This is a genomic window from Catenuloplanes indicus (genome assembly GCF_030813715.1).
GTDB lineage: Bacteria > Actinomycetota > Actinomycetes > Mycobacteriales > Micromonosporaceae > Catenuloplanes > Catenuloplanes indicus.
Genome location: NZ_JAUSUZ010000001.1, coordinates 8417885 through 8430958 on the forward strand (window position 1 = coordinate 8417885; position 13074 = coordinate 8430958).

The 13074-nt window shown below is 74.3% G+C and carries 12 protein-coding genes; 7 read left to right on the forward strand and 5 right to left on the reverse strand.

Annotated features, from left to right (window positions below):
* Nucleotides 1-9: 9 nt before the first annotated feature.
* The 3 genes from J2S42_RS37820 to fdxA form a co-directional block, all read right to left on the reverse strand.
* Nucleotides 10-771 (reverse strand): SDR family oxidoreductase, encoded by a 762-nt coding sequence (locus J2S42_RS37820; RefSeq protein ID WP_307247229.1) that lies wholly within the window; start codon nucleotides 769-771, stop codon nucleotides 10-12.
* A 170-nt stretch (nucleotides 772-941) separates the two neighbouring features.
* Nucleotides 942-1346: a hypothetical protein gene (locus J2S42_RS37825; RefSeq protein WP_307247231.1), complete on the reverse strand. Its 405-nt coding sequence runs from the start codon at nucleotides 1344-1346 to the stop codon at nucleotides 942-944.
* A complete protein-coding gene (gene fdxA, locus J2S42_RS37830; RefSeq protein ID WP_307247233.1) occupies nucleotides 1343-1684 on the reverse strand; it encodes a ferredoxin in 342 nt (113 codons plus the stop codon). Before fdxA ends, J2S42_RS37825 begins: the two co-directional genes overlap by 4 nt.
* 63 nt (nucleotides 1685-1747) lie before the next feature.
* Here fdxA and J2S42_RS37835 point away from each other — a divergent pair, with 63 nt between their 5' ends.
* The 4 genes from J2S42_RS37835 to J2S42_RS37850 all read left to right on the forward strand — a co-directional run bounded on the left by J2S42_RS37835 (nucleotide 1748) and on the right by J2S42_RS37850 (nucleotide 9537).
* Nucleotides 1748-2389, forward strand: coding sequence for a helix-turn-helix transcriptional regulator (locus tag J2S42_RS37835; protein WP_307247235.1), 642 nt, complete (start codon nucleotides 1748-1750; stop codon nucleotides 2387-2389).
* A gap of 178 nt (nucleotides 2390-2567) precedes the next feature.
* Nucleotides 2568-3995 carry a hypothetical protein gene (locus J2S42_RS37840; protein WP_307247237.1) on the forward strand — a complete coding sequence of 476 codons (1428 nt, stop codon included), beginning with the start codon at nucleotides 2568-2570 and terminating at the stop codon, nucleotides 3993-3995.
* The gene (locus tag J2S42_RS37845) at nucleotides 3992-4714 is read left to right on the forward strand and encodes a hypothetical protein (protein ID WP_307247239.1); all 723 of its coding nucleotides are present in this window, start codon (nucleotides 3992-3994) and stop codon (nucleotides 4712-4714) included. Before J2S42_RS37840 ends, J2S42_RS37845 begins: the two co-directional genes overlap by 4 nt.
* Entirely contained in the window at nucleotides 4714-9537 is a 4824-nt protein-coding gene (locus J2S42_RS37850; protein WP_307247240.1) for a hypothetical protein, read from the forward strand. The genes J2S42_RS37845 and J2S42_RS37850 overlap by 1 nt, the downstream gene beginning before the upstream one ends.
* Before the next feature lie 26 nt (nucleotides 9538-9563).
* On the opposite strand, the gene J2S42_RS37855 is transcribed toward J2S42_RS37850, so the two are convergent.
* Nucleotides 9564-9689: a hypothetical protein gene (locus tag J2S42_RS37855; protein ID WP_307247242.1), complete on the reverse strand. Its 126-nt coding sequence runs from the start codon at nucleotides 9687-9689 to the stop codon at nucleotides 9564-9566.
* A gap of 29 nt (nucleotides 9690-9718) precedes the next feature.
* On the opposite strand from J2S42_RS37855, the gene J2S42_RS37860 reads away from it, so the two are divergent.
* From J2S42_RS37860 to J2S42_RS37870, 3 genes are all read left to right on the forward strand, one after another.
* Nucleotides 9719-10507 (forward strand): alpha/beta fold hydrolase, encoded by a 789-nt coding sequence (locus tag J2S42_RS37860; RefSeq protein WP_307247244.1) that lies wholly within the window; start codon nucleotides 9719-9721, stop codon nucleotides 10505-10507.
* 2 nt (nucleotides 10508-10509) lie between these two features.
* A complete protein-coding gene (locus tag J2S42_RS37865; protein WP_307247246.1) occupies nucleotides 10510-11010 on the forward strand; it encodes an NUDIX hydrolase in 501 nt (166 codons plus the stop codon).
* A gap of 78 nt (nucleotides 11011-11088) precedes the next feature.
* On the forward strand, nucleotides 11089-12228 hold the full coding sequence (locus J2S42_RS37870; protein ID WP_370879343.1) for an RCC1 domain-containing protein: 1140 nt from the start codon (nucleotides 11089-11091) through the stop codon (nucleotides 12226-12228).
* Between the two features lie 360 nt (nucleotides 12229-12588).
* Here J2S42_RS37870 and J2S42_RS37875 read toward each other — a convergent pair whose 3' ends face one another.
* Complete coding sequence (locus J2S42_RS37875) at nucleotides 12589-13074, reverse strand: GNAT family N-acetyltransferase (RefSeq protein WP_307247248.1); 486 nt, start codon at nucleotides 13072-13074, stop codon at nucleotides 12589-12591.

The following is a 13074-nucleotide window of genomic DNA, read 5'->3' on the forward strand; positions in this document are numbered from 1 at the left end:
ACCGGTGGTTCAGCCCAGGCGGGTGGGCACGACCGTGATGTCGGCCAGGTTGACCCGGGCCGGTACCGCCACCGAGTAGGCGATCGCGTCCGCAACGTCCTCCGCCGTGATCGTCTCCAGCGCGGCCCGCATGTCGTCCAGGCCGGTCCGGGTGGCCTCGTGCGCCATGTCGGCACCCAGTTCGGTGACCGCGAACGCGGGCGCGACGTTCCGTACCCGGACGCCGCGGGGGCCGAGCGCGGCGCGCAGGTTGCGGGTCAGCTGGGCGACCGCGGCCTTCGTCGCGCCGTACACGGGATAGTCCGCGAAGATCACGTCCGCGGCGATCGACCCGACGTTGACCAGATCCGCGCGCCGGCCGTCACCGGCCGCGGCCAGCAGGTCGTCGGCGAAGACCCGGCCCGTCGTGATCAGTCCACGCAGGTTCACGTCGATCATGCGATCCCACTCGGTCGAGTCCGCCTCCTCGAACGGCGCGCCGAGCATGATCCCGGCATTCGCCACCACCAGGTCGGGGCGGCCGAGCCCGGCGCGGATCGTGTCGGCCGCGGCCGCCATCGCGTCCCGGTCGGAGACGTCCACCGGCACGGCCAGCGCGCGGACCCCGCTGGTCTCGCCCAGCTCACCCGCCAGCTTCTCCAGCCGCTCGGCGCGCCGCCCGATCAGGGCGACGTCCGCACCGCCCTCCGCCAGGCGCTGGGCGAGAGCCGCGCCGATCCCCGCGCTGGCCCCGGTGATGACCGCAATCCGTCCCGTCAGCATCTCACTCATGTCACCGAATCTATGAAGGCTTCCGGCCGCCAGGGAGGCTGCGCTGCACCCACCCACCGAGGGCCGCACGAACGTGACGTGGCCACACCGGAAGCGGGCACATGGGTGGTGATCGGCGTTTTCGTCAGGTAAGCATTTCGTCAGGTAAGCATTCGTCAGGTAAGCATTCGTCAGGGAAGCAGCAGTGTGCCGGCGGTGATCAGGGTGGGGACTTTGAGGATCTCCAGGGCTATGTAGATCAGGTGGGCGCGTGAGCGGGGGGCGGGCTCGCCGGCCAGGACGCGGTCGGAGCGGCGGGTCAGCGTGGGGCGGACGGCGCTGATCTGGACGGTCAGGATCACAACAGCGCCGGCGAGCGCGGTCAGGGCGGCCGGGGTGGTGCCGGTGATCACGGCGGTGAGCAGCGCGGCGGTGGCGAGGGTGACCTCGGCGATGTTGAGGGCGCGGAAGACGAGGCGGCCGATGCCGAGGCCGATCGGGAGGGTGACGCCGGGGGCACGGAATTTGAGGGGCGCCTCGATGAACGAGATCGCGATGACCATGCCGAGCCAGACGAAGACGGCGGCGGCGCTCATGAGCGGGGCGGCAGCGCGGCCACGAACGGCGTGTCGGACGGGACCGGGCCGATCTTGGCGGCGCCGCCGGGGGAACCGATCGGGGTGTCGCGGCCGGGGAGCGTGTCGGTGAAGAACGCGGCGTTCTCGGTGGCGTAGGCGGTCATCGAGCCGGGCAGGTCGTCCTCGTAGAAGATCGCCTCGGTGGGGCAGACCGGCTCGCAGGCGCCGCAGTCCACGCACTCGTCGGGCTGGATGTAGAGCGTGCGGCCGCCCTCGTAGATGCAGTCCACCGGGCACTCCTCGACGCACGCCTTGTCCATGACGTCGACGCACGGTTCCGCGATCACGTAAGCCATGCGGCCGAGTTTATACAAAAGTCGCTTGTGAAAAATCCGCCGGGCCCGTGTGAGAATGACGCCATGAGTGAGCCCGCGGTGCGGCGCCGGGAGGTGCTGGAGCTGCTGCGTGCGACGGCCGGGCCGGTCAGCATCGGTACGGTCGCGGAACGGCTCGGCGTCCATCCGAACACGGCGCGGTTCCACCTGGAGACGCTGGTGCGGGCCGGGCATGCGGACCGGGTCAGCGGCGTGCCGGCCGGCCCGGGGCGGCCGCCGCTGCTGTTCACGGCGCGACGGCAGATGGACCGGGGCGGGCCGCGCAACTACCGGGTGCTCGCGGAGCTGCTGGCGGACGATCTCGCGCGGGCCGATGATCCGATCGCGGCGGCGCAGGACGCGGGGCGCCGGTGGGGCAGCCGGGTGGCGGACGACGTGCGGGTGGCGGACGGGACCGAACCGGCGATCGTCTGGCTGCACGACATGCTGGACGACCTCGGGTTCGCGCCGGAGGAGCCGTCGGTGGCCGGGCGGGGCGGCGAGATCGGGCTGCGGCACTGCCCGTTCCTGGAGCTGGTCGACACGCACGGCGGCATGATCTGCGCGCTGCACGAAGGGCTGCTGGAGAGCGCGATGGACGGGCTGACCGCGCCGGTCGCGGTGGACGGGCTGACGCCGTTCGCCACGCCGGACCGCTGCCTGGTCACGCTGCGCCTGGAGGACTGACCGAGACCCACTACGCGGGGTGACCGCCGCAGAAGGCTGTCGGACCCCTCGGCTAACCTTGTCCACCGGCGCGGAAGGTGACGGGGGTGAAAGGTGACGGGGGTGAGCGGTGTCGGTGCAGGTCGAGACGGGTGCGGGGGATCCCGGGGCGCTGCGGTCGCCGTCGGCGGAGGCGTCGATGCGGGCTCGGTGGCGGGCGCTGGTGCTCACCGATCCGGTGGCCCGGCTGGTGCGCAACGCAGCCTTCGCGAACGTCGACGACCGGCGCTTCGACCTGCGGCAGCTGGCGCTCGCGGCGGTGGACATCGCGGTCGCGTCGATGGGGTTCGCCCGCCAGATCACGCTGGGTGAGCTGCTCGACTCGATCGCGGAGCTGGCCGTGCGGATGGCGCCCGGCGCCCCGCGGGACGCCTGCGCCGAGGCGGCCCGTTGGGTGATCAAGGGTCTGCTGAACGATGCGGAGGGGCAGCGCGCGTTCGTCTACGCGTTCACCGACGACGACGGGCGGCGCGAGGAGTTCGCGTTCAAGCTGCTCCAGCTGCAGGACAGCCCGGACGGCGCGATCGTGCAGGCGTCGCCGCAGGCCGTCATGCTCTATCTCAGCGGCCTCGACCTGGACGTGGACGACGCGGAGGCCGCGTTCTCCGTGGTGCTGCAACGGCAGCTGCGCGACCGGCGGTTCGAGGCGGCCGGGCGGACGGCGGCCCAGGCCGAGCGCGTGTCGGTGGCGATGGCCGCGTCGTTGACGGAGCTGATGGAGGCGACCCGGCGGGACGTGCGCGCCGTCGACTGGGCGGTCGACGTGCCGCGCCGGCTGGAGCGTGCCCGCGAGCACGTCGAGTCGCGGGTGGCCGAGGACGCCGAGGTGCTCAACCACGTCGCCGCCGGGATCGACACCGAGACCGACGCGGCCGTCCGGCAGGCGTCCGGCGAGCTGGTCGAGACGCTGCGCCGGATCCGGCAGGTGCACCTCGACCTGGCGTCCCGCGTGGGTACGGCGCACACCGTCTTCATCCAGGCGCAGCTGAGCCAGGTGTTCGCGCGTCCGGTGCACCTGCGGCTGCTGGACCCGGAGAAGGAGCTGTTCCACCCCGTGCTGCGGCTGCCGGACCGGGACGCGCTGCCGGTGATCGAGGCGTTCGGCGACCGGGTGCTGGGCCTGCGCGTGCCGCGGCTGCTGCACCTGGACAGCCTGGTGGACACGCTGCTGGCGCCGCCGCGCGCGCCGGAGCCGGACGACTTCGACCCGGAGCGGCCGGGTGAGACCGCCGGGGTGGACCTCCAGTCGTACCCTCCGATGGTCATCGAGGCGGCGTCCCGGGTGCTGCGCGCGGCCAGCGACGCACCGCGGCCGCTGTCGTCGCTGCTGTCCGACGTGGACCTGGCCGAGGGCGACGCGCAGGATGCGATAGAGTTGATCTTGCTGTCCGCTTTGTGGGCGTATGCGCCGGACGGCGTCTCCGAGGAGCCGGAGGACGACGACGGCCTGGCCGCGCTGGTCGCGTCGCTGGCCGTGGAGCGCGGCGACGACGTGCTCGACACGCCGGTGGCCTGGGGCGACGACCTGCTGGTCCGGTTCCTGCGGGAAGAGGAGGAGTCGCGGTGACGGTGCCGCTGGAGGACGTGCGCGCGGCCGCGGAGCTGGTCGCGTTCGGGCTGCGGGCGGGCGCCCGGCCCACCGACGCGAACCCGTACGGCGTGCTGCTGGAACGGTTCCGCAGCAACACCGGCTTCCGGGACACGGTCGAGGCGGTCGCGGGCGGGCTCGGCCTGACCGTGCTCGGCGCGCCCAGCCGCGGCGGCATCGTGCTCACCACCCAGCCGAACAGCGTCTTCGCGGTCCGGATGAGCGACCTGCGCAGCACCGCGATGAACCCGGACGACAAGCTCGTGGCCGGCCTGATCGTGCTGGGCATCGCGGCGTACGCGTTCCCCCGCCAGCTCGACCTGGACAGCACGGACGTCAAGATCGTGGAGGTGGCCGCGCTGGACGCGTTCGTCCGGGACGCGATCGAGGCGGTGTCCGCGCTGCCCGGCGAGGAGGACACGGTCGACGGGCAGGCGCGGATCGCGGCGAACGTCTACGCGCGGATGCCGTCGTTCAAGCCGAAGGACCGGCAGCCCGGCCCGGCGCGCGGCTGCACCCAGTTCGCGATCGCGGAGGTGCTCGGCTGGCTGGTCGAGCGCGGCGCCGCGCGCGTGATGCCGCAGATGGGCCCCGCGTCGTACCAGCTCACCGACCGCTTCCGGCTCCTGGTCGCGGACGTGGCCGGCGGCGAGGCCCTGGCCGCGCTGCGCGCCCACCGGCAGCGGGTCGTGGCCTGATGGCGGCCCCCGCGCGGCTGTGGCAGATGCGCCGCATCTTCCTGGACCGGATCGGCTCGCCCGCGGCCCGGTTCCGCGACGTCACGCTCGAACTGACCGGCCGGGACGGCACCCCGCTGGACACGATCCTGTGGATGCGCAACGGCGGCGGCAAGTCCACGCTGATCGCGCTGGTCTGCGCGCTGGTCCGGCCGGACCGGCGGGACTTCCTGGCCACCGCCACCACCGGCCGGCATCTTGAGGACTGCATCCTCGGCGCGGACACCGCGCACGTGGTGGTCGAGTGGGTCGACCCGGCCGGCCGCCGCCTGATCACCGGCGCGGTCTACGAGTGGGCCGACCGGGTGCAGCCCGCCGACCCGAACGCGGCGCACGACCGGCTGCGCCAGTGCTGGTACGCGTTCAGCCCGCTCGAGTCGGCGACGCAGATCGAGACGCTGCCGTTCACCCGGGCGGACGGCCGGCCGACGGACTTCAAGGAGTTCGTCAAGGCGCTCGAGGCGCTGCCGCTCGACCTGGACCCGGTGGTGGTCACCAAGCAGGAGCGGTGGGCCGGTGCGCTGACCGACCGCGGCCTCGACCCCGGCCTGTTCACCGCGATCCTGAAGATCAACGCGACCGAGGGCGGCATCGAGCACCACTTCAAGTTCAAGACCGCGGACGAGTTCGTGCAGTACCTGCTCTCGCTGGTCACCGACCCCGGCTCGGCCGGCAAGATCTCCGAGATCCTGCGCACGACGCGCGACCGCCTGGCCCGTCAGCCCCGGCTGCGCGCCGAGGTCGACTTCTGCGACGAGGCGACCGGGCTGCTGGAGCGACTGGCCACCGCGCGCGACGAGGTGGCCGGTGCGGACCGCACGGTCGCGCTGCGCAAGGACGCCGCGGCCGGCCTGGCCGCCTCGCTGCGCGCGGCCGCGGAGGTCGCCCGCGCCCGGGCCGAGGCGGAGTCGTCCTCGGTGTCCGGGCACCGATCCGACGAGCGGGCCGCGCTGGACCGCGTCGCCGCGCTGGACGCGGAGATCCGCGAGTACGTGTGGTGGGCCGCGCACCTGCGGCACGCGGAGGCGGCCGGCGCGCATCAGGAAGCCCTGGAGGAGGTACGCCGGTCCGCGCTGGAACACGCGGCCTGGCAGATAGTGCCGCTGCTGGCCGAGCACCTGACCGCGAGCCGCCGGCTGGCCAGCGCGGTGCAGCGCCAGGAGGAGGCGGAGGCGGGCGCGGAACCGGCCCGCGCCGCCCGCGCGGAGGCGGCGGCGCTGCTGGTGGCGGTGCTCCGCGCGGTGGCGGGCACGCTGGACACCGAGGCGGCCGGGCACGCGGCGACGGCGGCGGAGTCGTCCGCCGCGCACGCGTCCGCGCGTGCGGCCGCGGGCGAGTTGCAGGCCCGGATCGGCGGCCTGGACGCGCGGCGGCGCACGATCGACGAGCAGATCGCGGCGTTCACCACGGCGATCGAGACGGCGATCGCGGACGGCCACCTGGACTCGATCCTCGACGAGGTCGTGGGGAGCGCGGCGGCGGTGCCGCGCCGTGCGACCGGCGGCACGTCGTCCGGCGTGGACGCGGACGCGGCCGCGACCGGAGAGATCCGCGCGAACGGCCACGGTGGCCAGTCCGGCCCCGCGGACCACGCCGGCCCGGCCGGCGCTGAAGGCGGGGCTGGTTCCGGTGGCGCCGCCGGATCTGGCGGCGGGGCTGGTTCCGGTGGCACGGCTGGCTCCGGAGGCGCCGGCTCGGGCGTCGCCGATTTCGATGGTGCCGCCGGTTCCGGTGGTGCCGCGGGCTTCCGTGGTGCGGCGGCCGGCGGCCGCGGCGTGGAGGGTGGCGGCGCGGGAGCTGCGGACGGGCCGGCCGTGCCGGGGCAGCGCAGCGGCGGCAGCGCGGCGTGGCGAGCCGGGGCGGTGCGGGCGGAGGCGATCTCCGATCAGGAGATCGAGGAGGCGTACCGAGCTGCCCGGGACGCGGACGCGGCCGTGGTGCGGGAGCTGGATGACGTGCTGCCGGCGGCGGTGGAGGCGCTCGGCGTACGGCGGCGGGACCTTGATCTGGAAGTGACGCGGCTGGCCGAGGCGCGGGACGCGGCGCTGGACCGGCGGGCCGGGCTGGTCGCGGAGCGGGAGCCACTGGTCGCGGAGATCGACGCGCTGGCGACCGAGCACCGGCTGCTGATGCTGGCCGAGGCGGACACGATCGACCCGGTCGCGGAGCACCGGCGGCTCGCGGACCTGCTCACCGAGGAGATCCTGACCGCGGACCGGCGGCGGATCGACCTCGCGGTCGCGGACGTGGAGGACCACCGGGCCACCCGGGCGCTGGAGTCCGCGCGCGGGCTGCTGCCACCGGCGCTGGATCTGGCGATGGCCGCGGACGTGCTGGCGGAGAAGCGGATCCCGGCGATCGTCGGCTGGCACTACCTGGCCGACTCGGTGCCGCCGAGCCGGTGGGCACCCGCCATCGCGGCCGCACCGGACCTGGCCGGTGGCCTGCTCGTACCCGCGGCTGAAGATCTCGAACGGGCGCGGGCCGCGCTCGCGGCGGCGGCGCTGCGGCCGACCAGCGCGGTCCGGGTGTCGACCACGGCCGCGTTGCAGCAGGTCGTGGACGCGTTGCCGGAGCCGGGTGACGGCTTCGTGATCGCACCGGCGCAGGCGCTGTTCGACCGGACCGCCGGCGCGGCCGAGGCGGAGCGGCGACGCGCCGGGCAGCGGTCGCGCAGCGAGCAGATCCAGGAGCTGACGGACGGCCGGGACCGGGACAAGACGCTCAAGGACCGGCTGCTGATCCTGGTCGACCGGTGCCCGCCCGGCCACCGCGAACACCTGGACGAGTCGATCGCGCGCCTGGACGAGGAGGTCCGGGCCGCCGACCAGCGCGGCGCCGCGCTCGCCCGGGACCGGGCCGCGCTCGACGCCGAGCACGCGGAGTTGCAGGAACGCCGCCAGGCGCTGGCGGCGGAACGGCGCACGCTGGCGATCCGGATGGGTGTGCTGGCCGACATAGTGCACCGGGTACCGGCGATGGCCGGCCTGCGCGCGGAACGCGCGGCGCTGCCGGGCGCGCGGGCCGAGGCGGAGGCCGCGCTGGCGGCCGCGCAGGGCGAGGAACAGCGGTACGCGGCCGCGGCCGGTGCGGCCACCCGGGCGGCGGACGAGAAACGGTCGCGGGCCGCGGAGTACCGGGCGCGGGCCGACGAGCTGCGCCGGGTCGCCGGTGCCGCCGCGGTACCGGACGGCGAGCTGCCGTCGCTGGCGGACGCGCAGGCCGGGTACCAGGCGGCGGACGAGGCGTACCTGCGGCAGGCGTCGGAGTCGGCGCTGGAGGCCACGATCGCCGAGATCAACAACCGGCTGGCCGCGCTGGACGACCAGATCGACTCGTTCGGCCGGGCCGAGCGCGCCGCGGCGGAACTGCTGGCGGACACGCCGGAGGCGGCCGACCCGGTGTCGGTGCGGCGGTCGACCGCGATCGCGAAGGACGCGCACGACGAGGCGCTGATCGCGTCCGGTACCGCGCGGGCCGACGTACAGGCGGCCGAGCGGGTGCTGGTGGCCGCGACCGCGCGCCGGGCCGCGGGCGTCGGCGTCACGCCGCCGGACACCGCGGCGGAGGCGGACATGCGGGCCCGCGAGGTGCGGGCGGAACTCGACCGGCGGCAGGCCGAGGCGGACGCGCACGCGGCGTCGGCGGCCACGGCGGAGAGCCGGGCGCAGGCATCCGCGCGCCGGGCCGAGGATCTCGACCGGGCCGCCACCGACCTGGTGGACGAGGACACGGCGTACCCGGCCGGGGTGGCGCCGTTCACCGGTGAGGTCTTCGACGCGGACCGCGAGGTGCGCGCGGCGCGGCGTGCGCTGCACGAGGCGGAGTCGGCGCTGGCGACCGCGCGCGGCGCGCTGACCACCGGCGGGCACCGGCTCGGGCGGTGGGCGTCGCAGGAACGGTTCGCGGTGGTCAGCCCGGAGGTGCGGGACCGGTTCCGGACCGAGAACGCGGTGGACGAGCTGGCGCCGCACGCGGAGGCGCTGGCCGCGCGGCTCACCGAGTACCGCGAGGGGCTGCTCGGCGAGCTGTCCGCGATCGACAAGGACAAGCACCTGGTCGTGACCGCGCTCTGCGCGGAGGTGCGGGAGGCGCTGAAGACGTTGCAGCGGGCGCAGAACCACGCGCAGCTGCCGGGCGGGCTCGGTGAGCAGCTGAGCAACCGGCGGTTCCTCGACGTCGGGCCGCGGGCCAGCGTGGACACCGGGGACGCGGTGCTGCGGTCCCGGGTGGAACGGCTGGTGGACAAGCTGGTCGAGCGCAAGGAGCCGATCCCGGACGGGATGACGCTGGCGTGGGAGGCGACGTCGGCCGCGGTCGGCAAGGGGAACTTCGTCGCGCGCGTGCTGAAGCCGTCGACCGCGCTGGGCGAGGAACGGCAGCCGGTCGAGCTGATGAGCAAGTGGTCCGGCGGCGAGAAGGTCACGATCAGCCTGCTGCTGTTCTGCATGCTGGCCCGGTTGCGGGCGGCGAACCGCGGGTCGGACGTGCCGGGGCTGGGCGTGCTGCCGATGGACAACCCGCTGGGTACGGCGAACTACGTGGCGTTCCTGGACCTGCAGCGACGGGTGGCGGCGGCGAACGGGATCCAGCTGATCTTCCTGTCCGGGCTGGGGGACATGCGCGCGGTGGGACGGTTCCCGAACGTGGTCCGCATGCGCAACACCCAGAACCAGGGCCGGTCGTACGCGCAGGTGGTGGACCGGGACCTGAACGAGGACGCGCTGACCGCGACGATCACCACCGCCCGGCTCACGCTGCCGCGCCAGGAGCGGCTGTTGTAACGCGTCCGCCGCCGCTGCCGGAAAGATCAGGCCGGCGGGTGCGCGCCGTCCGGGCCGGCCCACACCCCGGCCGTGCGTGGCGGCCCCGGCTGACTCATGGTGTGGCCGTCGTCCCGCGAGTCGGACGCGCCGGAGATGTGCGTCTTCGCCACGGGAGCGGCGACATGGTTGGCTGCGTCGTATGCGGATCGCGGTCGAGGGTGGGGAACTGTACGGGGAGACCGCCGGTGCGGGGCGGGACCTGGTGTTGCTGCACGGGGGTGGGCTGGACGCGTCCATGTGGGACGGGCAGTTCGAGGCGCTGGCGGTGGATCATCGGGTGACGCGGTACGACGCGCGGTCGCACGGACGGTCCACGGCGGCGCGCGGGGACTATCACGCCTACGATGATCTCGCGGCCGTGTTGCGGTGGGTCGGGGCGGAGCGGCCGGTGCTGGTCGGGCTGTCGCTCGGCGGGCGGACCGCGATCGACTTCGCGCTGGCGTACCCGGATGTGCCGTTGACCCTGGTTCTGGTCTCGACCGGGGTCAGTGGGATGACCTTCACCGACCCGTTCACGCTCGAGTGCCAGCGTGCCCAGGCGGAGGCGGCGGCGCGGGCGGACGCGGAAGCGTTCGTCGAGGCGCTGCTCCGGGCGTGGGTGGACGGTCCGCACCGGGCGCCGCGGGACGTGCCGGTCGCGATGCGGGAGAGGTGTGCGGCGATGGTCCGGGACGGGCTCGTGCGGCTGTCGGTGACGGCGACCGGGCGGATGGTCGAGGTCGGGGCGGCCGATCGGCTGGCCGAGCTGCCGAGACCGCTGCTGACCATGGTCGGCGCGCTGGACACGACGGATATCCGGCGCGTGTCGGACGAGCTCGCGGCGCACGGCGCGGAACAGGTCGTGATCGACGGGGCGGCGCACACGGTCAACATGGATCGGCCCGATGCGTTCCTGGCGGCGCTGCGTACGTTCCTCGCTAAGGTTTGATCATGGGTGTCTCCGACTACATCGCCGGCCTGCGCAAGCAGATCGGGCATGACCTGCTGATGTTGCCCAGTGCGTCCGCGGTCGTGGTGAACGGCGCGGGGGAGTTGCTCCTGCAGCGGCGCAGTGACGACGGGCGGTGGTCGATCCCGTCCGGGGTGATCGATCCGGGGGAGCAGCCGGCCGAGGCGGCGGTGCGGGAGGTGTTCGAGGAGACCGGCGTGCGGGTGACGGTGGAGCGGCTGGCCGGGGTGGCGTTGCATCCGACCGGCTACCCGAACGGGGACCGGTGCGAGTACCTCAACGTGTGGTTCCTCTGCCGTCCGGAGCCGGGACAGGAGGGGGCGGCGCGGGTCGCGGACGACGAGTCGCTCGAGGTCGGGTGGTACGCGCCGGGTGCGCTGCCGCCGCTGAACGACTACGAGCGGCTGCGGATCGAGACCACGCTGGATGGCGGGGAGACCGCCTGGTTCGCCCGGAGCGGCGCGGACGTGCCGATGCGTTGATATTGTCGGGCGTCGATGCAATACTCCTGGAAGCGCTCCCATCGCTTTCGCGACCCACCGATTCCGGGAGTTCAGCATATGAGGCAATACCGATTCAGTTCACTGTGGACGATCGTCGTCGCGGTGGCGGTCGCCGTCCTGGGCATGGCGGCACCGGCCAGTGCCGCGGCACCGGCCACCGTCACCACCGTCACCACCGGGTGGGGGCACACCTGCGCGGTCGGCGGCGACGCGTCGCTGTGGTGCTGGGGCAGCAACTCCAGCGGCCAGGTCGGCGACGGCACCACGACCGCGCGGAGCCAGCCGGTCGCGATCGCCGGCTCGTGGACCACGGCCGACGGCGGCACCGGGCACACCTGCGCGGTCCGCACCGACGGCTCGCTGTGGTGCTGGGGCAACAACTTCCGCGGCCAGCTCGGCGACGGCACCACCACGAACCGGACCGCACCGGTACGCGTCGGCACCGGCACCACCTGGGCCGGCGTCAGCGCCGGCGACAACCACACGTGCGCCACCCGTACCGACGGCTCGCTCTGGTGCTGGGGTTTCGACCGGCACAGCCAGCTGGGCCAGGGCGCGTCCGTCTACACCTCGACCGTGCCGCTGCGGGTCGGCACCGCGACCACCTGGGCCGCCGTGACCACCGGGTTCGCGCACACCTGCGCGACCCGCACCGACCGGACGCTGTGGTGCTGGGGTGACAGCTCCAGCGGTCAGCTCGGCGTCGGCAGTCTCGGCTACCGCACCAGCCCCGCGCAGGTCGGCACCGCGGCCAACTGGGCCGGCGTGACCGCCGGATACACGTTCACCTGCGCGACCCGTACCGACGGCAGCCTGTGGTGCTGGGGCGAGAACGGCTACGGTCAGCTCGGCGCGGACGTGCCCTACCAGACCGCGCCGCTCCAGGTCACCGGCAGCACCTGGGCCTCGGTCACGGTCGGCTTCGACACCACCTGCGCGTCCCGCACCGACGGCAGCCTGTGGTGCTGGGGCCACAACGGCCAGGGCCAGCTCGCCGACGGCACCACCACGCACCGCAAGACCCCGGCCCGCGTCGGCACGGCCACCACCTGGACCGGCCCGCTCGCGGTCGGCTACCACGGCTGCGGCGTCCGCACCGACGGCACGCTGTGGTGCTGGGGCAACAACGGCAGCGGTCAGCTCGGCGACGGCACCACGCTCCGCCGCACCACCCCGGTTCAGGTCATCTTCCCCTGACCGCACCACCGGCGAGGCCGGACTCCGGTGGCGGGACGTGCCCGCACCGGAGTCCGGCCACCGGTCCGTTCGGATCATCGTCCGGCTTCCGGAGTGGGCCGTCGGAGCGGGCCGCACCTCGCCGGACGGCAAGGCTCCGCTGGCGCTCCGGTTGCCGGCCGGCGTCGGAGCCGGTTGCGCGCGGTGCCGGGAGAACCCCACGCGATCACCGCCGTCCCGCCGGCCCGCGGCGCGGCGTCGGTGGCCGGGTTCGTTCCTGCCACGGCGACTCGCAGGAAGGAGCGCCGGCGACGACCGGTGCGCGCGGGACGGGACCACGCCGGAAGCGGGAAGAGCGCTTTTCGCGGGTGCGGCCCGAGGTCAGAACTCCTGGTACATGAGGTGAAGGCCGACGCGGCCGAGGGTGGGGTGGGTGAAGGCGCGGGGGACGGTGGCGAGGACGTCGAAGCCCTGGTTGCGGTAGAGGTGGACGGCGGCGTGGTTGGACTCGACGACCGCGTTGAACTGCATGGCGGCGTAGCCGTGGGTGCGGGCCCAGGTGAGCGCGAACGTGCACAGCGCGGTGCCGATGCCGCGGCCACGCGCGTCCGGGGCGACCATGAAGCTCGCGGTGGAGACGTGGGCGCCGGGGCCGGGCCGGTTCGGGCCCATCTTCGCGGTGCCGAGCACCCGGCCGTGCTCGGCCGCGACCACGGTCAGGCCGGGCGGCGACTCGATCCACATGGCCCGGGCCTGCGGCTCGGTCATGTGCGGGTCGTACGGGAAGGTCTCCTGGGCGGTCACCACGTCGCGGATGATCCGCCAGACGCCGGGCCAGTCGTTGTCGTCGAAGTCACGTACGGTCAC

Bases quoted from the DNA above. Each gene is read 5' to 3' on its own strand.
- J2S42_RS37820 (WP_307247229.1), bottom strand. From the start codon at position 771: ATGAGTGAGATGCTGACGGGACGGATTGCGGTCATCACCGGGGCCAGC.
- J2S42_RS37825 (WP_307247231.1), bottom strand. From the start codon at position 1,346: ATGAGCGCCGCCGCCGTCTTCGTCTGGCTCGGCATGGTCATCGCGATC.
- fdxA (WP_307247233.1), bottom strand. From the start codon at position 1,684: ATGGCTTACGTGATCGCGGAACCGTGCGTCGACGTCATGGACAAGGCG.
- J2S42_RS37835 (WP_307247235.1), top strand. From the start codon at position 1,748: ATGAGTGAGCCCGCGGTGCGGCGCCGGGAGGTGCTGGAGCTGCTGCGT.
- J2S42_RS37840 (WP_307247237.1), top strand. From the start codon at position 2,568: ATGCGGGCTCGGTGGCGGGCGCTGGTGCTCACCGATCCGGTGGCCCGG.
- J2S42_RS37850 (WP_307247240.1), top strand. From the start codon at position 4,714: ATGGCGGCCCCCGCGCGGCTGTGGCAGATGCGCCGCATCTTCCTGGAC.
- J2S42_RS37860 (WP_307247244.1), top strand. From the start codon at position 9,719: ATGCGGATCGCGGTCGAGGGTGGGGAACTGTACGGGGAGACCGCCGGT.
- J2S42_RS37865 (WP_307247246.1), top strand. From the start codon at position 10,510: ATGGGTGTCTCCGACTACATCGCCGGCCTGCGCAAGCAGATCGGGCAT.
- J2S42_RS37870 (WP_370879343.1), top strand. From the start codon at position 11,089: ATGAGGCAATACCGATTCAGTTCACTGTGGACGATCGTCGTCGCGGTG.